Raw genomic sequence first — 22826 nt, 5'->3', positions numbered from 1 at the left:
GGCGCGCTCAACCTGACCGACCGGGCGGACGCCCCGCCCGCCCACCACGGGGCGGTGGCGTCGGAGAGCGTGAGCGGCAGCGAGAACGGCAGCCCGCCGTCCGGCAGCGTCACCGAGTCCAGCCAGTCGCACAGCGCCACGGCATGGGGCGAGGAGATCGGGGCGACCTCCTCGAACACCTCGAAGGCGTGCAGCGCCGCCCCCGGCTGGCTCTCGGGAGAGCGCAGGTCCGGCTCCAGACCCCAGCCGTAGCCGCCGTCCGCGTTGCGGTAGCCCTCCAGAGCCGCCAGCACGCCGGCCCCGCCGCCCTCGCCCACGAGCAGGTCGTAACGGCGGCGGTCCAGGACGCGCGCGTACCCCGCCAGGAAGCCGGGGACGACGGAAAGGTTCACGTTCATAGAGTCATCGTGCCCAGATCGGCGGCGTCCGGTCTTGTAGGTTCCGGACACGCCCTACGGATGGAGCACTTTCATCAGGGGCAGCGGGTTGATGTAGTCGCGATAGGACACGACCACGATCCGCGCGGCCCACCTGCCGCCCCACGAGCTGCCCCCGGGCGATGACCCGGCCGAGGCCCTGCTCGCCGCCCTGCGCGAGCGTCTGGAGGGCCCGCCGGTGGCGTCGCTGGTGGTGCTGCGCTCGATGCTCAGCCACGCCGAGGCGGCCGACGGGTTCCGCGCGGCGGCGCGCGGCTTCCTGGACGACATCGAGCGGGCGATCCCGGCCGGGCACGCGGAGCTGCGCGCGGGGCCTGATCGGCGCGATCATGACCGGGGTGGTGGTCGACCGCTACCTGCTCAAGCTCAGCACGCTGGCCGACGCGCCCGCCGACGACATCCTCGACCTGCTGCGCCCCTGTTTCGAGAGCCTCGCGGCCGGGCGGCCGGCTAGTCCCTGATCCCGACCGGCCGCTTCAGCAGCCACAGCGCCGCCCGCTGGAGCAGCGTCCGGTGGATCTCGTTGTCGTAGGACCTGGTGTCGTGGCCGAGCGCGTCGTAGAACACCCGGCCCCGCCGCACCGGCCGCGCCCAGATCAGCGGCTGGCCGTTCGACGACGCCAGCGGCTCGACGTCCGGGAGCACGTCCAGGTCGCTGTACACCTCGTCCACCACGTCGAAGTCCCGCAGCCCCGCCACCACCGGATGCGTGCCGTGCACCCGCACCCCGGTCCAGCCGAGCGGCGGATGGTGGGACTTTGGCCAGGTCCAGCTGCCGCCGAGGACGCGGGGCCAGCCCTGCCAGTCGTCGAAGCAGATCGACGCCGAGTGCATGCACAGCAGGCCGCCGCCCCGGTCCAGGTGATCGAGGATCGTGGTACGCGCCTCGGCGGGCAGGCCGAAGCGCCACTCCTCCCGCAGGTCGGCGAACCGGTCCTGGGTCATCTGCCAGCGCAGGGCGTTGACCGTGATGAGCTGGACCTCCGACGGCTCGCTCAGCGCGCCCGCGATGTCCTCCGTGATCTCCGACTCGACCCCCGCCTCGGCGAGCACCTCAGCCAGTGCTGCCGACGTGGCGGCGAAGTCGTGGAACAGGCCTCCTGACAGAATCAGATTTCTCGCCACTTACCCAGCTCATCACGCTTACCGCGGCTTTTCCACCCATGAACTGTCACATCCGCCATGGCTGCCCCGTCCTGTTGCCGCACGGACATAGGGAGAGGTCATGAGAGTTCTGGTCGCCGGAGCCACTGGTGTCATCGGACGGCAGCTCGTCCCGCTGCTCAAGGCGGTGGGCCATGAGCCGGTCACGTTGTCCAGGTCGCCGGACGCGGACGTCTCCGTGGACGCGCTCGACCGCGGCGCGACCGTGCGCGCGGTCCGGCAGGTCGCGCCGGACGCGGTGGTCCACCTGCTGACGGCCATTCCCCAGGCCATCGACCCGCGGAAGATCGGCCGGCAGTTCGAGCTCACGAACCGGCTGCGCGTCGAGGCCACCAGGAACCTGATCGAGGCGGCGCCCGACGCCAGGTTCATCGCCCAGGGGCTGGCCTACGCCTACTCGCCCGCGCCCGGGCTGGCGGACGAGGACGCGCCCCTGTGGCGGGACGCGCCCAGGCAGTACGTCCCCATGGTGGCGGCCCTGGAGGAGCTGGAACGCCAGACCCTCGCAGCCGGCGGGCTGGTGCTGCGTTTCGGGCACCTGACCGGGCCCGGCTCGGTCTACGACAAGAACGGCTCGACCACGCAGTCCGTGCTGGCGGGCAAGATGCCGATCGTGGGCGACGGCGGGTCCGTGCTGTCGTTCACCGACTCGCACGACGCCGCCACGGCCGTGGTCGCGGCGCTCGACCGGGACGTCTCCGGCGTGCTGAACATCGTGGACGACACGCCCGTCACGATGGGCGAGTGGCTGCCCGCGTACGCGGCCGCGCTGGGCGCGCCCAAGCCCAGGAAGGTGCCCGCCTTCCTGGCCAGGCTGCTCGTGGGCGAGTTCGGCGTGGCGTACATGACCAGGCTCAGGGGCGCGGACAACTGCCGCGCGCGGCTGCAGCTCAACTGGCGGCCCCGGCATTCGTCCTTCACCGGTGACCGGGCATGATGCCAGCCGTGGACTTCGAGGAGTTTCGCCCGATGCTGCTCGGGCTGGCCTACCGCCTGCTGGGCAGCATGTGGGACGCGGAAGACGTCGTGCAGGAGGCCTGGCTGCGCTGGGAGGGCACCGACCGCAGCCAGGTCAGGGAGCCGCGCGCCTTCCTGATCACCGTGGTCTCCAGGCTGGCGCTCGACCAGTTGCGCTCCGCGCGGGTCAAGCGGGAGACCTACACCGGGCCCTGGCTGCCCGAGCCGGTGCTGACGTCGGAGGCCGGGCCGCTGGACACCGCCGAGCTGCGGGACACGGTCTCGTACGCGACCCTGCACATGATGGAGCGGCTCTCGCCGCCCGAGCGGGCGGTGTTCGTGCTGCGGGAGGCGTTCGAGCTGCCGTACGACGAGATCTCCGCCATCGTCGGCGTCTCCGTGGCCAACGCCCGGCAGATGCACCGCCGGGCCTCCGTGCGGCTCGCCGAGGGCCGCGACAGGTTCCAGCCGTCGGCGCGCGACCACGGCAAGCTGCTGACGAAGTTCATGGAGGCGGCGGAGGGCGGCGACCTGTCGGCGCTCACCGAGCTGCTCCACGAGGACGTCGTGTCCTGGAACGACGGCGGCGGCCGGGTCAGGGCGGCGCTGCGGCCGATCATCGGACGGCGCAAGGTGGCCATCTTCATGCGCAGCCTGGTGCTCCGCTACACCTTCACGGACGCGCAGGTGATCGAGGTCAACGGCCACCCCGCGATCTGGATGCGGGTCGGCGACAGCGACCAGCTCGTGGTGCTCGAGGTGCGCGACGGCCTCATCAAGGACATCTACTCCATGCGCAACCCGGACAAGCTCACGCGCGTACGCCCGAGCTGAGCGCCCGCACGATCTATAGTCGCCCCTATGGATCTCGGCATCTCGGGCAAGGTAGCCCTCGTCACCGGAGGCAGCGCGGGCATCGGGCTCGCCGCGGCCAAGAGCCTCGCGCGGGAGGGCTGCGACGTGTGCGTCTGCGCCCGCAACCCGGAGAAGCTGGCCGACGCGGTGGTGGAGCTGCAGGAGTTCGGCAAGGTGGTGCACGCCGTGCTGGCCGACGTGGAGGACCCGGCCGCCGCCCGTCGGGTGGTCGAGGAGACCCGCGGCGTGCTCGGCCCGATCGACATCCTGGTCGCCAGCGCGGGCGGGCCGCCGGCCGGCCGGTTCGACGAGGCGGGGCTCGACGACTGGGCCGTCGCCGTCGAGCGCAACCTGCTCGGCACCGTACGCCTGATGCACGCGGTCCTGCCCGACATGCGCTCGCGCGGCTGGGGCCGGATCGTCACGATCACCAGCAGGTCGGCCCGCGAGTCGCTCGACGGCCTTGCGCTGTCGAACGCGACCCGCCCGGCCGTGGCCGGGGTCGTCCGCACCCTGGCCCGGGAGGTCGGCGGCGAAGGCGTGCTGGTCAACAACGTGATGCCCGGCCCGATCGAGACCGACAGGCTGCGCGAGCTGGCGGGCGAGGAGGGGCTGAGCCTGCGGGGCGAGTCCGTGCCCGTCGGCCGCGTCGGGCGCGCGGAGGAGGTGGGCGACGTGGTGGCGTTCCTGGCCAGTGAGCGGGCGTCGTTCGTGAACGGGATCTCGATGCTGGTGGACGGCGGGGAGAGCCGCGTCATCGCCTGACCAGCGTCGCCACGACGGCGGTGGCCCAGGGGCCGTCCTCGTCCGGCAGGTCCACGTAATAGGCGAGGTTCGCGCGGTGGAAGCAGGCGCCCATGAGCATCGAGGCGGCGGCGCCCGCGTCCATCCCCGGGTCGATCCGGCCGCCCCGCTGCTCGGCCCGCAGGATCTCGGCCAGCGCCAGGATCGGCAGGTGCGGGCCCGAGTTCGTATCGGCCAGCATGCTTCTGAAGCCCGCCATGAGCGAGGGGTCGGCCAGCACGCCGGAGGCGATGGCGGCGGCCCTGGAGTAGAACTCGAGCGCAGCCGTCGCGAACTCGGCCAGGTTCGTGGCCACGTCGCCCTGCCCGACGCTCAGCCGCAGCCGCGCCAGCGCGGGGTGGAGCGCGGGCAGCCGCTCCAGCAGGACGGCCAGGAACAGCGACTCCTTGCTGGCGAAATGCTTGTAGAGCAGAGCCTCCGAGCAGCCCGCCTGCCTGGCGATCTTCTTCGTCGTCGCCCCCGCGATCCCGAACTCATGAATCGCCTGCTCAGCGGCGTCGATGATGCGATCGCGTGTGCCCATCCGCTCATGATATGAGCGCGTGCTCATCAGCTTTCCCACGCATGGCATCCTTCATTGAGGGACCAGCTAAGAAGGCAGGGGCGTAACAGCATGGACAAGCCGGTCATCGTGACGGTGGACGACGACCCAGGCGTGTCGCGGGCGGTGGCCCGCGATCTGAGGCGCCGGTACGGCCAGGATTACCGCATTGTCCGCGCCGAAGCCGCCAGTGACGGCATCGAGGCGGTCAGGGAGATGCGGCTGCGCGGTGACGAGGTGGCGGCGATCCTGGCCGACTACCGGATGCCGCAGATGAACGGCGTGCAGTTTCTTGAGGCCGCCATGGACATGTATCCGTATGCGCGCAGGGTGCTGCTGACCGCCTATGCAGACACCGATGCGGCGATCCAGGCGATCAACGTGGTGGATCTGGACCACTACCTGCTCAAGCCGTGGGATCCGCCGGAGGAGAAGTTCTACCCGGTCATTGACGGCCAGCTGGACGCGTGGCTGCGCACGGAGCGGATCGAGCGGTCGGAGCTGCGGGTGGTGGGCGACCGGTGGTCGGCGCAGTCGTACGCGGTGCGCGACTTCCTGGCCCGCAACCACGTGCCCTACCAGTGGATGCTGGCCGAGGACCCGGAGGGCGCGCAGCTGGTGAAGGCGGCCGGCGAGGGGTGCCACCTCCCGCTCGTGGTGACCGTCGACGGCACCACCATGGAGTCGCCCGACCAGGCCACCCTGGCCACGGCGGTGGGCCTGTCCACCACGCCCGCCACCGACTTCTACGACCTGATCGTGGTCGGCGGCGGCCCGGCCGGGCTCGGCGCGGCCGTCTACGGCGCCTCGGAAGGGCTGAACACCGTCCTGGTCGAGGCGCACGCCTCGGGCGGGCAGGCCGGCCAGAGCTCCAGGATCGAGAACTATCTGGGCTTCCCCGACGGCGTCTCCGGGCAGCAGCTGGCGGACCGGGCGCGCAGGCAGGCGCTGAAGTTCGGGGCCGAGCTGCTGGCCGCGCGCAAGGTGACGCACCTGGAGCCGCGCGGGCAGGCGCGGGTGGTCGGGTTCAAGGACGGCGGGGAGATCGCGGCGCACGCGGTGATCCTGGCGACCGGCGTCACCTACCGCAGGCTGGACGCGCCGGGGCTGGACGAGTTCGTCGGCCGGGGCGTCTTCTACGGGGCGGCTCTGACCGAGGCGCCGTCGTGCCAGGACACCGAGGTCTACGTCGTGGGCGCGGCCAACTCGGCGGGTCAGGCCGCGGTCTATCTTTCGGGATTTGCGAGCAAGGTCCACTTGTTGGTGAGGAGTGATGGTTTGGAGAGGTCCATGTCGCACTACCTCATCGAGCAGATCGCCGCGATCCCCAACATCGAGGTGCACGTCCAGACGGTCGTCGTCGGCGGCGGAGGCTCCGGGCACCTGGAGCGGCTGACGCTGTCGACCAAGGGCGAGGAGCGCACGGTCGACGCGCAGTGGATGTTCGTGTTCATCGGGGCCGAGCCGTACACCTCCTGGCTGGGCGAGACGATCGAGCGGGACGCCAAGGGGTTTGTGCTGACCGGGCCGGATCTGGTGCAGGGCGGGAAGCGGCCACGCAACTGGCCGCTGCGGCGCGAGCCGTACTTCCTGGAGACGAACGTGCCCGGGGTGCTGGCCGCGGGTGACGTACGCGCCGACTCGATCAAGAGGGTGGCCTCCGCCGTCGGTGAGGGCGCGATGGCCGTCGCGCTCGTGCATCGTTACCTGGAGAAGCAATGACGAACATCGACATCGACGAACTGCGCAAGCTCTTCCTGTTCGAGCGGCTGACCGATCAGCAGCTCACGAAGCTGGCGAGCAGCGGCAGAGTGCAGACCTACGCGCAGGACGAGGACATCGTGCGGCAGGGCGAGCCGGCCGAGTGCTTCGCCGTGCTCATCGAGGGCGAGATCCAGATGATCAACGAGACGGTGAGCGCCGGCACCGTCTCGATGCCCCGCGCCTCGCAGCCCGGCGTCTACGGCGGCGCCACCGCGGCCTACCTGGGCGATCGGGCGCCGGACACCTACCAGCACACGCTGCGCGCGACCGCGCCCTCGCGGATGTTCATGTTGCCGGCCAAGAAGTTCGCCTACATCGTGGCCGAGTGGTTCCCGATGGCGATGCACCTGCTCGACGGCCTGATGTCCGGCGGCAGGATGCAGCGGGAGATCATCGACCGGCGGCAGCGGCTGACCGCGCTCGGCACGATCACCGCCGGGCTCACGCACGAGCTGAACAACCCGGCGGCGGCGGCCGTACGCGCGGTGAGCGAGCTGCGCACGCTGATCAAGACCTCCCGCCTCCAGCTGGCCGGGCTGGCCGAGGCGGGCATCCCGCCGGAGAAGCTGCGCACGCTGATCGAGGCGCAGGAGGCCTGCACCAGCAACCTGGGCAAGCTGCCGCAGCGCTCGCCGATGGAGGTCTCCGACGCCGAGGACGAGCTCGGCGACGCGCTGGAGGAGCTGGGCGTGGACGACGCGTGGGACCTGGCGCCCGCGCTGGTCAACGCCGGGTTCTCCGGCAAGGACCTGGAGAAGATCCGCACGAAGGTGGGCGAGGAGCACACCCCCGCCGCGCTGCACTGGCTGGCCGAGGCGATCGAGATCTCGCAGATGCTGAGCGAGGTGACCGAGGCGACCGAGCGCATCACCTCGCTGATCCGCTCGGCCAAGCAGTACTCACAGATGGACCGGGCGCCGTTCCAGCAGATCGACGTGCACGACCTGCTCGACAGCACGGTCGCGATCTTCCGCGGGAAGATCCCCCCTGGCATCAGCATCGTCACCGACTACGACCGCACCCTGCCGCTCATCCCCTGCTACGCGGGCGAGCTCAACCAGGTGTGGACGAACCTGATCCACAACGCGCTCGACTCGATGGGCGACGAGGGCACGCTGACCATCCGCACCGCGCACGACGAGGACGAGGCCATCGTCGAGATCGGCGACACCGGTCCCGGCGTGGCCGACTCGATCAAGGACCGGATCTTCGAGCCGTTCTTCACCACGAAGAGCGTGGGCGAGGGCACCGGCCTCGGCCTGGACATCTCCTACCGGATCGTGGCCGGGCGGCACGGAGGCGAGATCAAGGTGCGCTCGGTGCCCGGCGAGACGTGGTTCGAGGTGCGGCTGCCGCTGCGCGAGCCCGTGGCGGCCCCCGCCGCCGCGTCCGCCTGACCCACCGGCCCCGCAGGAGGCGCCGTCGTAAGCCGACGGCGCCTCCTGCTTTTTTTACCTTTCCGCCCTGACTTCGATTTGTCAGAATGCATGCCAACCCTTTGTAATGGATGACCGTATTCCGGAAAGGGGGCGAGCCGGTGAGCTCTGTGGCGGAGTCACGTTCGCTGAACACGCTGCTGCGCGCGCTGGGCGGCATCGAACGCCTCGGCAACAGACTGCCTCATCCGTTCTGGTTGTTCGTCATCCTGAGCGCGGTGCTGGGCCTGGTGAGCTGGGGCCTGGCGGCGGCCGGGGTGTCGGCGGTCAACCCGGCGACCGGCAAGACGGTCGCGGCCAAGAACCTGCTGTCCTTCGACGGCGTGCAGATGATGGTCAGCGACGCGATCAAGAACTACACGTCGTTCCCGCCCCTCGGCACGATCCTGGTCGTCATGCTCGGCGTCGCGGTCGCCGAGCGCTCGGGGCTGCTGGCCGCGGTGCTGCGCTCCGGGGTGTCGAAGGTCTCGCCGAAGTGGGTGACGTTCGCGCTGGCGCTCACCGGCATGGTCTCGCACGTCGCCTCCGACGCCGCGTACGTGGTGCTCATCCCGCTCGGCGCGCTGGCCTTCCGCGCGGTGGGCCGCAGCCCGATCCTTGGCATCGTGGTGGCGTTCGTGTCGATCTCGGCAGGCTACGACGCCAGCCCGCTGGTCACGCCGGTGGACGCCATCCTGTCCGGGCTGACCACGGCCGCCGCGCACACGATCGATCCCTCGTACGTGGTCACCCCGCTGGCCAACTACTACTTCTCGCTGGCCTCCTCCCTGGTGCTGGCCGGCGCGATCACGCTGGTGACCGAGCGCGTGCTGGCGCGCCGCGTCGAGTCGCTGCCCGTCGATCCCGGCGCCGACGAGGAGGACCTGGGCTCGCTGACGCTCAGCGCGGCCGAGCGCCGCGGGCTGCGGGCCGCGCTGATCGCCCTCGTGGTCTTCCTGGTCGCGATGGTCGCGGCCGTCCTGCCCGCCGGGTCACCGCTGCGCGGCGAGGGCGGCAGCATCGTGCAGTCCCCGCTGCTCACCTCGATCGCGCTCTTCCTCGGGCTGGCGTTCCTGGCCGTCGGCTGGGCGTACGGCAGGGCCGCCGGCACGGTCACCAGCAGCGGCGACATCCCCGGGTTCATGGCGCACGGGCTCCGCGAGATGGCGCCGATCCTGGTGCTGTTCTTCGCGATCTCGCAGTTCCTCGCGTACTTCAAGTGGACCGGCATCGGCGAGATCATCGCGATCAAGGGCGCCGACCTGCTGAAGTCGGCCGGGGTGAGCGGCCCCGTGGTGTTCCTCGGCATCCTGCTCGTGGTCACGGTGATCAACCTGGTGGTGACCAGCGGGTCGGCGCAGTGGGCGCTGGTCGCTCCCGTGTTCGTGCCGATGCTGATGCTGCTCGACATCCCGCCCGAGTACACCCAGGCCCTCTACCGCATCGCCGACTCGTGCACGAACGCGATCACGCCGATGAGCCCGTACTTCGTGATGGCGCTCGGGTTCCTGCAGCGCTACCGGCGCTCGGCCGGGATCGGCACGCTGGCCTCGATGACCATCCCGCTCGCCTTCGCCCTGCTCGTGGTGTGGACGCTGCTGTTCTTCGTGTTCTGGTGGCTCGGCATCCCGCTCGGCCCCGGCGCGCCCGTCCCCTGACCGCCTGCGATCACTGGCTGAGCGTGCCAGAGCGTTCCCTGACCTGACCTCCTGTGACCACTGACCACCGCGCCGGTGGGGAGCGTCAGCCGAAGACGTCGTCCCGGATCAGGTCGAGGGCCGTCAGCACGGCGCCCTGAAGCACCGCGTTGCCCTCCACCGTGCTGGCGCGGACCTCGGTGGGCGCCGGGGCCAGCTCGCGCAGCCGAGCGGCCACCTCCCCGGCCAGCCGGTCACCCCCCTCGTGCCCGATCTCGCCGCCGAGCACGACGAGCCCGGGATCCAGGAGCGTGACGAAGGCGAATGCGCCCTTGGCCACGCAGTCGGCGAACTCCGCGCTATGGATCCCGCCGGCCACGGCGTTCGAGACCACGTGGCAGAACGCGAGGCCGTCTACCTCCAGGAAACCGATCTCGCCCGCGCCACCGGACACGCCCCTGCGCAGCCGCCCCCCGAGCACGACCGACGCGCCCACGCCGTCGCCCAGCCACATCAGCACGAAGTCCTCGACCCCGTGAGCGGTGCCGGTACGCAGCTCGGCGATGGCGGCCAGGTTGACCTCGTTCTCCAGGATCACCGGCACGCCGAGCCGCTCGCGCCAAGAGGCCACCAGCCCGGGCCGCCATCCGGGCACGTCGTTGGACGACACCAGCTCCCCGTCCCGGGGCGCGACCAGCCCCGGCGCGCCGATCACGACCGTGTCGGGCGCCCGCTCCCCCGCCGCCTCGGCGATGGTGGCGGCCACGAGGTCCACCAGGTCACCGCCGACCGCCCTGGTGGCCGAGCCGACGACCCGCCCCGTGATGTCCGCGATCGTGACGGCGATCGTCTCGCGCCGCAGGTCCACGCCCGCCACGTGCGCGCGGCCGGCCACCAGCCCGTACAGGCGCGCGTTCGGCCCCCGCCGGTCCTCGCCGGACTCCCCCGTGACCTGGATGAGCCCGCCCTCCATGAGGCGCTCGATCAGGTCGGACACGGTCGGCCTGGACAGGCCGGTCAGAGTGCGGAACTGCGGCGCGGTCAGCGGCCCCCGCTCCAGCAGCAGGTCGAGTGCAAGCCGGTCGTTGATCGCGCGGGCCATGGCCGGGGTCGCCGTCTTCACGTCACCCATATTAGTCAGGGTTCCTGCCTGATACATCTTTTCATCAGGAAGCCTGCCTGATAGTTTTCCGCACATGAGCCATCACCGCGCCATCGCGGCGATCTTCGCCGTGCACGGGGCCGTCGCGGGCACCCTGTCCACCCGCATCCCGTGGATCCAGGACCAGCTGGACCTCGACCCCCGCGTCCTCGGTCTCGCACTCCTGTGCCCGCCGATCGGCGCCTTCATCGGCATGCCCATGGCCAGCCGCCTGGCCTACCGCTTCGGCGGCCGCGCGGCCACCCGCGCCCTGATCGCCCTGTGGTGCGCGGCCCTGGCCCTGCCCGCGCTCTCGCCGTCGCCGATGTGGCTGTTCGCCGCGTTCCTGCTGTTCGGGGCGGGCGCGGGCCTGTCCGACATCACGATGAACGCCCACGCCGTCGTCCTCGAACGCCGGCTCGGCCGCTCGATCATGTCCAGCCTGCACGGCATGTGGGCGGTGGGCAGCCTGGCGGCCGGCGGCCTCGGCACCCTGGCCGCGCAGGTGGGCCTCGACGCCAGGATCCACCTCGGCGCCATGGCCGCAACCTTGCTCCTGCTGAGCGTGCTGGCCGGTCGCGGCCTGCTGGCGGACGACTCCTCCGCCGAAGCGCCCGCACCCCGGCGCTTCGCCCTCCCCTCGCGCGCGATCCTGCCCCTGGGCCTGGTGGGCTTCTGCGCCACGTTCGCCGAGGGCGCCAGCGCGAACTGGTCGGCCGTCTACCTCACGGAAGTCACCCAGGCCGGTCCCGGCGTCGCGGCGGCCGGCTACACCATCTTGATGTTCTGCATGGCCGGCATGCGCCTGCTCGGGGACCAGCTCATCCGGCGCCTCGGACCGGTGCGGGCCGTCAGGACGGGCGGGGCCGTGGCCGTGCTCGGGGGCGTCATCGTCGTCCTGTCCCGCACACCGGCACTCGGCATCGCCGGGTTCGCCCTGGTGGGGCTGGGGGTGGCGGTGATCGTGCCGCTGGTGTTCACGGCGGCGGGCAACTCGGGACCGACTCCGGGAGAGGCGATCACGGGGGTGGCGACGATCACCTACCTGTCGGGGATGATCGCTCCGGCGGTCACGGGGTGGGTGGCCGGGGGGCTGTCCTATCCGGCGGCGTTCGCGATGATCACCGGGGTGATCGTGGTGCTCACACTGCTCGCCCAGGTCCTGCGGCCGTCCCCGAGCGGGGCTTCCCGGCCGGCTCTGGCCGAGGATGGGCACAGGGCGTCGGTGGAGGTGCGGGGCTGATCCTCCACGGCCACGCGCGGCTCGATGCGCCCAGGCCCGTCGTCATCTCGCTTCGCCCCCATCGCTGGACGAGACCCATCCCGGATCAGGTGGCGCTCGCCACTAGCCTGGCGGGATGGGCTGGAATCTGGGCGAGCTTGTCGCGAAGTACGACGTACCGGGCGCGCAGGTCGACGTGCTGGCCAACGGGGAGATCCAGGACGAGGCGGCGGGCGTGCTGAGTCTGCGCACCCGGGTCGAGGCCACGACCGACTCGGTGTTCAAGATTGGCTCGATCACCAAGATCTGGACGGCCACGCTGATCCAGCAACTGGTCGACGACGGTGTGCTGGATCTCGACCGTCCCGTTCGCGACTACCTGCCCGGCTTCCGGCTGAGCGACCCGGCCGCCACCGAGTCCCTGACCGCCCGCCACCTGCTCACCCACACCGGCGGTATCGACGGCAACCACTTCACCGACACCGGTCGCAACAACGACGCGATCGAGAAGTTCGTCGCCACCCTCGCCGAGGCGGACCAGCTCCTCCCGCCCGGCACCGTCCTCTCCTACTCCAACAGCGGGTACGTGGTGCTCGGCAGGCTGGTGGAGGTGCTGCGCGACAAGCCCTTCCACGACGTGCTCCGCGAACGTCTGGTGACACCACTGGGCCTGCACACCGCCGCTTGTGACACCTATGAGGCGATCCTGCACCGCGCCGCGGTCGGCCACGTCCTGAGCGGCGGAGAGGTCGTTCCGGCCAAGGAGTGGGCGGTTTCCTACTACTCCGCGCCCAGCGGCTCCCACCTCGCGATCAGCGCACGCGAGCTGCTGGAGTTCGTCCGCCTGCATCTCACCGACCCCGCGCTGGCGGCACTGCGCGAACCCCAGGTCGAATCCGTCCCGGACTTCGGCGGCGGCGTCATCGGCTGGGGACTTGGCTGGATGCTCTACCAGGACGGCGTCGTCGGTCACACCGGTGTCTCCAAGGGGCAGAAGGCATGGCTTCGCGCGGTGGCGCGCGTGATGCCGTTGAGATGCCGCTCCTGTTGCTGGAGCTGACGGTGGTCTTTCTGGCGTTGGAGTCGCCGGAGCCTGCTCACCTCGCCGCCGTCGGGCCGGCGAGAAGTTGCACACTGCGAACATCTCCACATCGTCGCTCTCAGGCCGCCGCGCGATCGGCTCACCTCGGCGCAAGCTGTCCGAGCGCCGGCGAGGCCCGCTCGGGGTGGGCTCCAGCAGGCCCAGCCGGTAACCAGGCAACGGGCGGGCGACAGCGAGCGAAGCGAGCAGGGTTGCCGGGGGCGGGGGGCGGAGCCCCCTGGGAGGCGCCGTCCGGAGTCGGCCAAGGCGCGGAGTGCCCCCTTGCGGAGGGCCATGCTGTTCGGGGCCGCGGCGTGGTACGCTCCCAAGCGAGCGCTTGGTTTACCGCTGAGGGGCCGCCGCATGAAGTTCTCGACCTTCCACCTCTTCCACCGTTTCGACGGCCAGAGCTTCAAGGACGTATACGACTACCACCTGGAGCTTATCGAGCTGGCCGAGGAGCTGGGGTTCGACGGGGTGCGGCTGGCCGAGCACCACTTCCGCGACTACGGCGTGGTGCCGAACCTGTTCACCATGCTCGCCCACGTCGCCGCCCGCACCTCGCGCCTGCGGCTGGGCACCGGCATCGTGGTCCTGCCCCTGCACAACCCGGTTCACGTGGCCGAGGAGGCCGCGCAGGTGGACGTGCTCTCGGGCGGGCGGCTGGAGCTGGGGATCGGGCGCGGATACCAGAGCTTCGAGTTCGAGGGGTTCGGGATCGACCTGGCGGAGGCCCGCGACCGGTTCAACGAGGCCCTGGAGGTCATCGTCGGGCTCTGGACGCAGGAGGCGTACCAGCACGAGGGGAAGTTCTACAAGACCGGCGCCGAGGTGTCGCTCGTGCCCAGGCCGCTGCAGTCGCCGTACCCACCGCTGCACGTGGCGGCCGTCTCCCCCGAGACCGTCACCATGTACGCCGAGCGCGGCCTGCCCATCCTGGCCGATCCGGCGGCGACGTTCCGCAAGGTCGTCAAGGCGGCGGAGACGTGGCGGGTGACGGCCGCGCAGGCCGGGCACCCCGACGGCGCCGACCTCGTGGTGGCCCGCAGCGTGTACGTCGCCCCGACCCTGGAGCAGGCGCGCGCGGACCAGGCCAGGTTCGAGGCGTCCTTCGACCGCTCGCGCATCTTCAACGAGCGCAGCGCCCCCATCGACCCGAAGACCGGCCGCGCCGCGCAGGGCTTCGAGTACTACCAGGACCGCTATCTCAAGGGCGGCGCGGTGTCGGCGGACTTCCGGTGGGAGCAGCTGGAGGTGATCGGCGATCCGGCGCGGGTCATCGAACAGATCTCGCTGCTCAAGGACGCCGGCTTCACCAACCTGCTCTGCGACTTCGGCAGCACCCGCCCCATGCCGCTGGAGGACATGAAGCAGGTCATGCGCTTCTTCGCGGCCGAAGTCATGCCCGCCTTCGCCTCTGGAGGGTGACGATGATCCACAGCCTGACCCTGTCCGACGTCCTCGCCGAGCACGCCCGCAGCCGTCCGCAGGTCACGGCGGTGGTGGACGGGAGCGTACGCCTCACCTACCCGGAGCTCGACCACCGGGTGACCCTCCTGGCCTCCGCCCTCGCCGGGCAGGGGGTGAGGGGCGGCGATCGGGTGCTCTGGCTGGGACAGAACTCGCACGCGGTGCTGGAGCTGCTGCTGGCCTGCTCACGCCTGGGGGCCGTGTGCTGCCCGGCGAACTGGCGGCAGTCCGAGGACGAGCTCCGGTTCGTCCTGACGGATTTGACCCCCACCGTCGTCGTCTGGGAGCCGTCGGACGTCACGACGGCCCTGCACGCCGGTGCGGAGGCGGGCATCTGGGTGCGGGCGGGCGAGGAGTACGAGCGGCTGCTCGCGGACGGGAGCTCCCAGGAGTTCGCCCAGGTCGCGGACACCGAGCCGGCGCTGGCCCTCTACACCGCCGCTTTCGCCGGCCGCCCGAGCGCCGCCCTGCTCAGCAGCGCCGCTCTGCTCGCCCATGCCACCTCGCTCCTCGTCGTCCGCCAGATGGAGCCGGGCTTCACCTTCCTCAACAACGGGCCGCTCTTCCACGTCGGCACCATGATGTTCTGCCTGGCCACCCTCCAGATCGGCGGCACGAACGTCTTCACGCCCGCCTTCGACGCCGAGGAGGTCTGCCGGTTGATCGACGCGGAGCGGGTGACGCAGGCGTTCCTGTTCGGGTCGATGATCGACGCGGTGACCAAGGCGAACGCCGGAGGCAAGTACGACCTGTCCTCGCTGCGCTTCGTCTCCCACTCCGCCGAGTGGGACAGCATGATCACCGTGGACGGCTCTCCCTGGTGCCGGTCCAAGATGGGCGGGTACGGCCAGACGGAGGTGGGCGGGATGCTCACCTTCCTGGGGCTGGCGGAGGGCGGCGCGGGGTTCGCGGGGCGGCCGAGCCCGCTGGTCCAGGTACGCCTCCTGGCCCCCGACGGCAGCGAGGTCGCGACCGGGGAGACCGGCGAGATCTGCGCGAGAGGCAAGACCCTCTTCTCCGGATATTTCGCCCGACCCGACTTAAATGCGGGAAAGTCGGCGTACGGCTGGCACCACACCGGCGACCTGGGCCGGCGCGAGCCGGACGGCACGATCACGTTCATCGGCCCCAAGCTCCGCATGATCAAGTCGGGCGTCGAGAACATCTACCCGGCCGAGGTCGAGCGCGCACTCAAGTCGCACCCAGCCGTGGCGGACGCGGCCGTCATCGGGGTGCCCGACCCCACCTGGCACCAGTCGGTCAAGGCCGTCGTAGCCCTCAAACCGGACGCCACCGCCACGGAAGACGGTCTCATCGAGCACGTGAAGACGGTGCTGGCGTCGTACAAGAAGCCCAGGCACGTGGCCTTCGTGGCGGAGATCCCCAAACGCGGCTTCACCCCCGACTACGACGCCCTGGACGCCGCCCATGGCGGCGGCAACTACCCCGGCGACTGACAACGACCGCCCACGCCGCTCACCGGCCGGTCAGCGGCAGCCCCGCCTCCAGGTGCGCCATCGCCTGGTCGAACTCCGCCCGCACGTCCATCGCCGGATCCCGCACCCAGTCGAACCAGAGTGCCATGAGCACCCCGACGATCGCCCCCGTCACGTTGCGGATCTCCGGATCACCGGGGTCGCACCCTTCACGCGCCGCCAGGTGGTCACGCATGCGCCCGACGGCCCCGGTGACGTTCTCCAGGCTCGCCGCCCAGAGCTCGGGCACCGTGAGCATGAGCCGCTCCCGCTCCATGCTGTCGGCGAACTCCTCCGGCGTCTGACCCCCGATGACGGCCCGCATCGCGACGCGTACGGCCTGGACAGGGCCGAGCTCGGCGGGCGCGGACTGCAGTGCCTCCATGAAGGGCGGAAACTGGTCGATCAGCACCAGGTCCTCTTTGGTGGCGAAGTAGCGGAAGACCGTGCTCGGCGCCACCTCCGCCGCCTCGGCGATCTGCTCGACCGTCGTCTCCGCGTAGCCCCGCTCGCGGAACAGCCGCAGCGCCTCCTTCTGGATCAAGGCCCTGGTCTTGGCCTTCTTCCGCTCGCGCAGGCCCGGTCGTTCGCCCATGTCTCCCTATTCTCCGGGTTCACGGGACACACGTCCACTTTTGCGAGATCACCATCTTTTCCTATGCAACTCTAAAATAGGAGTCTACTCTCATAATTATGCGACTTCCCATCCACCGCGAACCGCACCGACCCTTCGACCCGCCGTCCGAGCTGCGCGGCCTGCCGGCGATGAGCCGCCTGGAGTTCGCCGACGGGCATCTGGGCTGGCTGGCCACCACGAGCGCGGCGGCGCGTGCCGTGCTCGGCGATCCGAGGTTCAGCGCCCGGCAGGAGCTCAAGCACGTCGTCCTGCACTCCGTACGCCCCGGCGGCGCCGCCAGCCCGGCCCCGCCCGGCTTCTTCGCCGCCATGGACCCGCCCGGGCACACCCGCTACCGCCGCCTGCTCACCGGCCAGTTCACCGTGCGCAGGATGCGCCTGCTGGAGTCACGCATCGCGCAGATCGCGGCCGAGCGGCTGGACGCCATGGAGCAGGCGGGGCCGCCGGCCGACCTCGTCACCGCGTACGCGCTGCCGATCCCGTCCCTGGTGATCTGCGAGCTGCTCGGCGTCCCGTATGCCGACCACGACTTCTTCCAGCAGCACACCGCCCGGATCGTCAGCCCGGGCCCCGAGAGCCCCGTCGCGCTGAAGGAGCTGGCCGCCTACCTGGCCGAGCTCGTGCAGCGCAAGAGCCCCGACGACGATGACCTGATCGGCGGGCTGAAGGCCGAGCTGAGCGTCGAGGAGCTGACGAACGTCGCCCTCATCCTGCTCGTCGCCGGGCACGAGACCACCGCCAACATGCTCGCCCTCGGCGCGTTCGCGCTGCTCCGGGAGGGGCGGCGGGAGCGGGAGTTCGGGGCGGAGGCGGTGGAGGAGCTGCTGCGCTGGCTGTCCATCCTGCACCTGGGCGCCCCGTCGCGCACCGCGCTGGAGGACGTGGAGGTGGCGGGCGAGCTGGTCCGGGCGGGCGAGACGGTCGCGCTGTCCCTGCCGGTGATCAACCGCGACCCGGCCGCGTTCGACGATCCGGAGGCGCTCAGGCTCGACCGGCCGGAGGCGCGGCGGCATCTGGCGTTCGGGCACGGCGTGCACCAGTGCCTCGGCCAGCAGCTCGCCCGGATCGAGCTGGGCATCGGCTATCGCGCGCTGTTCGAGCGGTTCCCCGGCCTGCGGCTGGCCGTCCCCGCCGCCGAGGTGCCGCTGAAGGAGGCCGCCGCGGTGTACGGCGTCACGAGCCTGCCCGTGACCTGGTCCACGTCGGCCGGCTGAGGAGCTCCCCTGAGGCTCCTCGGCCGGCTCCGGGGTCACAGGATGGCGAGCGGGGTGATCGGGCTGCCGGTGCCGCCCTCGATCCTGAGCGGCGCCGCCACGAACACGAACTCCGTACGCCCCGCCGCCCCCAGCTCCTCCAGCCACAGCATCTCGACCAGGTGGACGCCGTGCCGGTGCAGCAGGATCAGGTGCAGGTCGTCGGCCAGGCCCTCGTCGGCCAGGCCGCGGGCGTTGAGGCCGCCGATCGCGGCGTTGTCCGAGGCCACCACCGAGACGTCGTGCGCGGCCAGCCACCGGCCCGCCTCCGCCGACAGCCCGGGCTGTCCCGACCAGTACTCCTCGTGCGAGCGCTGCCACACCAGGGGCCAGCCGGTACGGATCACCGCCGCGTCCCCGGCGCGCGGCGTGCCCAGCTCCGCCAGCAGCTCGGCCGGGATCCGGAAATCGGCCGGCAGGTGGTCGAGACCGAGATGGCGAGGCACGTCGAACAGCACCCCCCTGGCGACCACGCCGCCCACGTGCTCGATGCCGCACCTGGTGGCCCCGTACGAGCGGACCCGGGCGGCCGGGTGGCCGTTGTAGAGCTCGTCGCCCGACCACATGTGGCACAGCGCGTCCATGTGGGTCGTGGTGCCGTGGTGGGTGACGATCAGCGCGTCGTCGGCCACCCGCAGCCCCTCGCCGATCGGGCGCGCGCCGGCGACGTAGTCGGCGCCGTCCACGGACATGAAGTGCTGCGGCAGCGGGCGGCCCGGCAGGTGCGGGACCGTCGTGGGAGCGGGTGAGGAGGTGGCGCCCCTGATCGGCATGGCCAGGCTCAGCACCTCGCCCGTGGTGGCGCTGCGCAGGGCGTCGAGCACCACCGCCGGGGTGAGGAGGTTGAGAGTGCCCCGCTGATCGTCTGGGCCGAATCGCCCCCAGTTGTTAGGCTCGTGAACCAAGTAAGCGCTTCCTTCCCTGCGGAGGTCTGATGCACTGCGATCCTCGGTTCTCCCGAGTACGCGAGGTGTTCGAACGGCATTTCGCCGACGGCGAGGAGCTGGGCGCCGCCTTCGCCGTCTACCTGGACGGCGAGCTGGTCGTGGACCTGTGGGGCGGGGTCGCCGACCGGCACACCGACCGGCCTTGGGAGCAGGACACCCCGGCCTTCGCCTATTCCTGCACCAAGGCGATCACCGCCACCGTGCTGCTCCAGCTGGCGGAGCGGGGGCTGGTGGACGTCTCCGCCCCGGTGGCGGACGTGTGGCCGGAGTTCGCGGCCGGAGGCAAGGGGGCGGTCACCGTCGAGCACCTGCTCACCCACCAGGCGGGGCTGCCCGTGGTGGAGGAGCAGGTGCCGGTGGAGGAGTTCGAGGACCAGCCGGCGATCGCGGCCAGGCTCGCCCGCCAGACGCCGCTCTGGGAGCCGGGGACGGCGCACGGGTACCACGCGCTGACGTACGGCTTCCTGGTGGGCGAGGTGATCAGGCGCGTGACGGGCAAGTCCGTCGGCGAGCTGGTCGCCGCCGAGATCGCCGCGCCGCTGGGGCTGGAGCTCTGGGTGGGGGCGCCGGACACGGTGATCGCGCGGACCGCCCGGCTCAAGGCCGGCGAGAGACCGCAGGTGGCCCGGTCCCCCGAAGGGGAGGCCGGCGGAGGCTCCGCGGCCGGCCAGGTGACGGCGGTGACCGAGGCCGGCGGGACGGCCGGCGGGACGGCAGGTGAGCCGGCCGGCAGAACGACCGGCGGGACGGCCGGTGAGCCAGGCGGTGACGAGCGCCGGGCGCGGGACGTGGTGGCCGAGATGACCAAGGCCGCGCTCGACCCGCAGAGCCTCATGAACAGGGCGCTCGGCAACCCCGGCATGCACCGTCTCAAGGGCGGCGCGAACAACCCGGTCATCCTGCGCGCCGGCTGGCCGGCCGCTGGGGTGGTCACCACGGCCAGGGGCCTGGCCGGTTTCTACCGCTCGCTGCTCGCCGGCGACGTCCTGGCCCCCGGCACCCTGGAGGACGCCATGCGGCCGCGCGTGAGCGGGCCCGACCGCGTGCTGATCCTGGACACCTCGTTCGGGCTCGGCTACATGCGGCCGTCGGTCACGTTCCTGATGCCGTCGCGCACCGCGTTCGGCCACTCGGGCATGGGCGGGTCCATCGGCCTCGGCGACCCGGGACGCGGCCTGGCCATCGGCTACGTCATGAACAAGATGGCGAACGCCATCTCCGGCAACCTGCGCGGCATCCGCCTGGTGGAGGCCGTCTACAACGCGCTGTGACACCCGCTGTGACACCCGCTGTGACACCCGCTGTGACACTCGCTGTGACATCACGGCCGGCTAGTGCATGGTCACGCCGCCGCTCACCGACAGGGTCTGCCCGGTGATGTAGGCGGCGCGATCCGTGCACAGATAGGCGACCAGGCCCGCGACGTCGGCGGGCGTGCCGAGCCGGCGCAGCGGGATGCCGCGCGCGAGCTTGCCGACGAGCCCGGGCTCGGCCTCGGAGATCCGCCGGAGCATGGGCGTGTCGGTGGGGCCCGGACACACGACGTTGGAGGTGACCTGATGTCTGGCCGCCTCCCGGGCGAGCGTCTTGGCCAGCCCGAACAGCCCGGCCTTGGTCGCCGCGTAGGCCCCCTCGCCGCCCGACCCGGCCCGCGCGCCGTCGGAGGACACGAACACGAGCCGACCCCACTCCCTGGCCATCATCCCCGGCAGGAGCAGCTTGGTCAGCAGCATCGGCCCGCGCAGGTTGACCTGCCACATGAGGTCCCAGTCCGCCGGATCGCTCTCGACGAACGCCTCCACGACCGACACCCCGGCGTTGTGCACGAGGACGTCCACCGGCCCCGCGGCCTCGCAGAAGCGCTCGACATCCGCGGCCGAGGCGAGATCCACGGCCACCGCCCGTGCCCCGGTCAGGCCCGCCGCCACCTTCTCCGCCCCCCGCAGGTCCACGTCGGCGACCACCACCCGCGCGCCGAGCGCGGTCAGGTCCGCGGCGATCGCCGACCCGATCCCGCCCGCTCCCCCCGTCACCACGGCCACGCGCCCGTCCAGGCGCAGCCCGTCCATCACTTCCACGCCTCGACCAGGTCCGCCGTGCTCGCGCGGGTGGCGAGGAGGCTGATCGTGTTCCTCATCACGGCCTGCGCGTAGTCCTCCGGGATCCCCGCCACCGCGTCCTTCACCACGGTCACCCGGTAGCCCAGGTTCACCGCTTCCAGCGCCAGGCCGGGAATGCCCAGGTTGAGCGACACCCCGAGGGCGACCACGGCGGAGACGCCGAGCGAGCGCAGCGTCATGTCCAGCGCGGTGCCGGTGAACGGCGAGAAGCCGTGGTGGCGGCGGCTCTCCAGGTCGCCGTCGTCCCGCAGCTCCGGGATGACCTCGATGGCGGGCGTGCCCTCCAGCATGTGGTCCGGGTCCTTGAGCAGGGACACGATGAACGGGCAGTTGCCGGTGTGGGATCCGGCCCGGTCAGGGCGGAAGGCAGCGGTGCAGTGGATCACCGGCAGGCCCGCCGACCTGGCCGTGTGGAGCAGGCGGGCGGCGTTGGCCACGACGTCATGGCGCGTACAGGCGGCCACCAGCTCCGGAAATTTCGTCAGATCGCCGACGACGCCCCGCTGCATCTCCATCACCAGCACGGCCACACGCTCCACGAGCGACCTCCGTATTTAGCCGAGCGCTTGCTTGGGAAATCGGCCTCAGCATAGCACCCGACACACAGCGTCATTTCGGTCTAACTTCTGGCGAAATATCGGCAATCGTGACAACCGGCACCCCGGGTGAGACCGTCGAATCCAAGAGGCCGCTGATGGGGGTAGAACTTGGTCCCTGGTTACCGCGAAGTACGCCAGCTCGGCTCCGGCCGCACCGGCCGGGTGTTCCTCGCCACCTACCAGTCGACGGGCGCCTACGTGGCGATCAAGTACCTCAACGCGACCCTGCGCAGGGACACGGAGTTCATGGACCGCTTCAGGTCCGACACCCACGAGCTGGTCGAGATCGACGACCAGAACGTCGTCCGCCTCTACGAGTACGTCGAGACCCCCACCAGAGCCGCCGTGGTCATGGACCTGGTGGACGGCGTGTCGCTGCGCACGCTGCTGACCGAGCACGGCAGGACCAGCCCGGAGGCCGCGCTCGCCGTGCTGAAGAGCACGCTGCTGGCGCTGGCCGCCGCCCATGAGCGCGGCGTGCCGCACCGCGACGTCAAGCCGGAGAACGTCCTGGTCCAGGCGGACGGCACCAGCAGGCTGACGGACTTCGGCGTCGTCGTGCACGCGGAGGAGCCCGGCGTGCCCGCGGGCAGCCCCGAGTACATGTCGCCCGAGCTGTGGACGCAGGGCAGGGCAGGGCCGCCGGCGGATCTGTACGCGGCGGCGTGCGTGCTGTTCGAGGCGGTCAAGGGGCGGCCGCCCTACCGGGCGTACAAGGAGGACGCGCACCGGGAGGACGGCGAGGCCGAGCTGGACGTGCCCGCGGTGCGCGACCAGCACCTGGTGGAGCCGGTGCCGCTGGAGATCGTCCCCGACTCGCTGCGCGACCTGCTCAAGCGCGGCCTGGCCAAGGACCCGGCGGTCAGGTACGCCTCGGCCAGGCAGTTCGCCGCCGAGGTGGAGGAGGACGCGGTCGCCGGTTACGGCCCCGACTGGGAGAAGCGCGGCAGGCGCCACCTGGCGGAGCTGGCCACGCTGCTCGCCCTGCGGTTCCCGCTGGCCAGGACCACCCCCGCGGCGGGCGCCGCCGCCGCCGTCCGCGAGCGCATGCTGACGATGTCCAAGCTGCCGCCGCACCTGTGGGTCGCGGCCGCCACGGTGGTCGCGGTGGCGATCGCGCTCATCCTGTCCGGCGGCCGGATGCCGCCCGGGCCGGGCACGATCCTGATGCCGCCGCCCAAGACGCACGGCGAGCCCGACCCCTCCCCCGTCGACGCCGAGACGCCCAGCCCGAGCACGGCGAGCGCGGCTCCCCGGCGGACGAGCGCCAGACCGTCCGACACCCCGCCGCCGCCCCTTCCCACCTC

At 71.4% G+C, this 22826-nt stretch carries 22 protein-coding genes and 1 pseudogene; 14 read left to right on the top strand and 9 right to left on the bottom strand.

Annotated elements, in window-relative coordinates:
* Both ETD85_RS43195 and ETD85_RS43190 read right to left on the bottom strand, forming a co-directional pair.
* A pseudogene (locus ETD85_RS43195) lies at positions 1-398 on the bottom strand (hypothetical protein); the annotation flags it as partial.
* Between the two features lie 54 nt (positions 399-452).
* The gene (locus ETD85_RS43190; RefSeq protein ID WP_138695637.1) at positions 453-707 is read right to left on the bottom strand and encodes a hypothetical protein; all 255 of its coding nucleotides are present in this window, start codon (positions 705-707) and stop codon (positions 453-455) included.
* A 59-nt stretch (positions 708-766) separates the two neighbouring features.
* Between ETD85_RS43190 and ETD85_RS67045 the strand changes: the two genes are divergently transcribed.
* A complete protein-coding gene (locus tag ETD85_RS67045) occupies positions 767-898 on the top strand; it encodes a hypothetical protein (RefSeq protein WP_276617328.1) in 132 nt (43 codons plus the stop codon).
* Here the strand turns inward: ETD85_RS67045 and ETD85_RS43185 are convergent.
* Positions 888-1562 carry a ThuA domain-containing protein gene (locus ETD85_RS43185; RefSeq protein ID WP_138695636.1) on the bottom strand — a complete coding sequence of 225 codons (675 nt, stop codon included), beginning with the start codon at positions 1560-1562 and terminating at the stop codon, positions 888-890. The two genes, ETD85_RS67045 and ETD85_RS43185, sit on opposite strands and share 11 nt — an antisense overlap.
* 100 nt (positions 1563-1662) lie before the next feature.
* Between ETD85_RS43185 and ETD85_RS43180 the strand changes: the two genes are divergently transcribed.
* Genes ETD85_RS43180 through ETD85_RS43170 form a run of 3 tightly spaced genes read left to right on the top strand, consistent with a single transcriptional unit; the run spans position 1663 to position 4178 of the window.
* On the top strand, positions 1663-2538 hold the full coding sequence (locus tag ETD85_RS43180; RefSeq protein ID WP_138695635.1) for an NAD-dependent epimerase/dehydratase family protein: 876 nt from the start codon (positions 1663-1665) through the stop codon (positions 2536-2538).
* A complete protein-coding gene (locus ETD85_RS43175) occupies positions 2538-3392 on the top strand; it encodes an RNA polymerase sigma-70 factor (RefSeq protein WP_240779810.1) in 855 nt (284 codons plus the stop codon). Before ETD85_RS43180 ends, ETD85_RS43175 begins: the two co-directional genes overlap by 1 nt.
* Before the next feature lie 27 nt (positions 3393-3419).
* On the top strand, positions 3420-4178 hold the full coding sequence (locus ETD85_RS43170; protein ID WP_138695633.1) for an SDR family oxidoreductase: 759 nt from the start codon (positions 3420-3422) through the stop codon (positions 4176-4178).
* On the opposite strand, the gene ETD85_RS43165 is transcribed toward ETD85_RS43170, so the two are convergent.
* Positions 4168-4740, bottom strand: a complete 573-nt coding sequence (locus tag ETD85_RS43165; RefSeq protein WP_170247149.1) for a TetR/AcrR family transcriptional regulator — start codon at positions 4738-4740, stop codon at positions 4168-4170. The genes ETD85_RS43170 and ETD85_RS43165 overlap by 11 nt on opposite strands.
* 90 nt (positions 4741-4830) lie before the next feature.
* Between ETD85_RS43165 and ETD85_RS43160 the strand changes: the two genes are divergently transcribed.
* From ETD85_RS43160 to ETD85_RS43150, 3 genes are all read left to right on the top strand, one after another.
* Entirely contained in the window at positions 4831-6480 is a 1650-nt protein-coding gene (locus ETD85_RS43160) for an NAD(P)/FAD-dependent oxidoreductase (RefSeq protein ID WP_138695631.1), read from the top strand.
* Positions 6477-7919 (top strand): ATP-binding protein, encoded by a 1443-nt coding sequence (locus ETD85_RS43155; RefSeq protein ID WP_138695630.1) that lies wholly within the window; start codon positions 6477-6479, stop codon positions 7917-7919. The genes ETD85_RS43160 and ETD85_RS43155 overlap by 4 nt, the downstream gene beginning before the upstream one ends.
* Positions 7920-8059: 140 nt before the next feature.
* Positions 8060-9595, top strand: coding sequence for an AbgT family transporter (locus tag ETD85_RS43150; RefSeq protein WP_240779809.1), 1536 nt, complete (start codon positions 8060-8062; stop codon positions 9593-9595).
* 85 nt (positions 9596-9680) lie between these two features.
* Here the strand turns inward: ETD85_RS43150 and ETD85_RS43145 are convergent, their stop codons facing one another.
* On the bottom strand, positions 9681-10697 hold the full coding sequence (locus ETD85_RS43145; RefSeq protein ID WP_240779808.1) for an ROK family transcriptional regulator: 1017 nt from the start codon (positions 10695-10697) through the stop codon (positions 9681-9683).
* A 73-nt stretch (positions 10698-10770) separates the two neighbouring features.
* On the opposite strand from ETD85_RS43145, the gene ETD85_RS43140 reads away from it, so the two are divergent.
* The 4 genes from ETD85_RS43140 to ETD85_RS43125 all read left to right on the top strand — a co-directional run bounded on the left by ETD85_RS43140 (position 10771) and on the right by ETD85_RS43125 (position 15945).
* A complete protein-coding gene (locus ETD85_RS43140; protein ID WP_138695627.1) occupies positions 10771-11958 on the top strand; it encodes an MFS transporter in 1188 nt (395 codons plus the stop codon).
* Positions 11959-12073: 115 nt separating this feature from the next.
* Positions 12074-12997 carry a serine hydrolase domain-containing protein gene (locus ETD85_RS43135; RefSeq protein ID WP_206059235.1) on the top strand — a complete coding sequence of 308 codons (924 nt, stop codon included), beginning with the start codon at positions 12074-12076 and terminating at the stop codon, positions 12995-12997.
* Between the two features lie 384 nt (positions 12998-13381).
* A complete protein-coding gene (locus ETD85_RS43130; RefSeq protein WP_138695626.1) occupies positions 13382-14446 on the top strand; it encodes an LLM class flavin-dependent oxidoreductase in 1065 nt (354 codons plus the stop codon).
* Positions 14447-14448: 2 nt separating this feature from the next.
* The gene (locus ETD85_RS43125) at positions 14449-15945 is read left to right on the top strand and encodes an AMP-binding protein (protein ID WP_138695625.1); all 1497 of its coding nucleotides are present in this window, start codon (positions 14449-14451) and stop codon (positions 15943-15945) included.
* 19 nt (positions 15946-15964) lie between these two features.
* Here ETD85_RS43125 and ETD85_RS43120 read toward each other — a convergent pair whose 3' ends face one another.
* Positions 15965-16558 (bottom strand): TetR/AcrR family transcriptional regulator, encoded by a 594-nt coding sequence (locus tag ETD85_RS43120; protein WP_138695624.1) that lies wholly within the window; start codon positions 16556-16558, stop codon positions 15965-15967.
* Positions 16559-16656: 98 nt separating this feature from the next.
* Between ETD85_RS43120 and ETD85_RS43115 the strand changes: the two genes are divergently transcribed.
* Complete coding sequence (locus ETD85_RS43115; protein WP_138695623.1) at positions 16657-17814, top strand: cytochrome P450; 1158 nt, start codon at positions 16657-16659, stop codon at positions 17812-17814.
* A 35-nt stretch (positions 17815-17849) separates the two neighbouring features.
* On the opposite strand, the gene ETD85_RS43110 is transcribed toward ETD85_RS43115, so the two are convergent.
* A complete protein-coding gene (locus ETD85_RS43110; protein WP_138695622.1) occupies positions 17850-18758 on the bottom strand; it encodes a cyclase family protein in 909 nt (302 codons plus the stop codon).
* 29 nt (positions 18759-18787) lie between these two features.
* Between ETD85_RS43110 and ETD85_RS43105 the strand changes: the two genes are divergently transcribed.
* Positions 18788-20071, top strand: coding sequence for a serine hydrolase domain-containing protein (locus ETD85_RS43105; RefSeq protein WP_138695621.1), 1284 nt, complete (start codon positions 18788-18790; stop codon positions 20069-20071).
* A gap of 60 nt (positions 20072-20131) precedes the next feature.
* Here ETD85_RS43105 and ETD85_RS43100 read toward each other — a convergent pair whose 3' ends face one another.
* Entirely contained in the window at positions 20132-20869 is a 738-nt protein-coding gene (locus ETD85_RS43100; RefSeq protein WP_138695638.1) for an SDR family NAD(P)-dependent oxidoreductase, read from the bottom strand.
* Complete coding sequence (locus ETD85_RS43095) at positions 20869-21459, bottom strand: cysteine hydrolase family protein (protein ID WP_240779807.1); 591 nt, start codon at positions 21457-21459, stop codon at positions 20869-20871. The genes ETD85_RS43100 and ETD85_RS43095 overlap by 1 nt, the downstream gene beginning before the upstream one ends.
* A 168-nt stretch (positions 21460-21627) precedes the next feature.
* On the opposite strand from ETD85_RS43095, the gene ETD85_RS43090 reads away from it, so the two are divergent.
* The coding region (locus ETD85_RS43090) for a serine/threonine-protein kinase (RefSeq protein ID WP_138695620.1) at positions 21628-22826 on the top strand (1199 nt) is incomplete at its 3' end.

This window comes from Nonomuraea zeae (assembly GCF_005889725.1).
GTDB lineage: Bacteria > Actinomycetota > Actinomycetes > Streptosporangiales > Streptosporangiaceae > Nonomuraea > Nonomuraea zeae.
The sequence above is the reverse complement of the archived record's forward strand: the minus strand, read 5'-3'. Positions and strand labels throughout refer to the sequence as shown.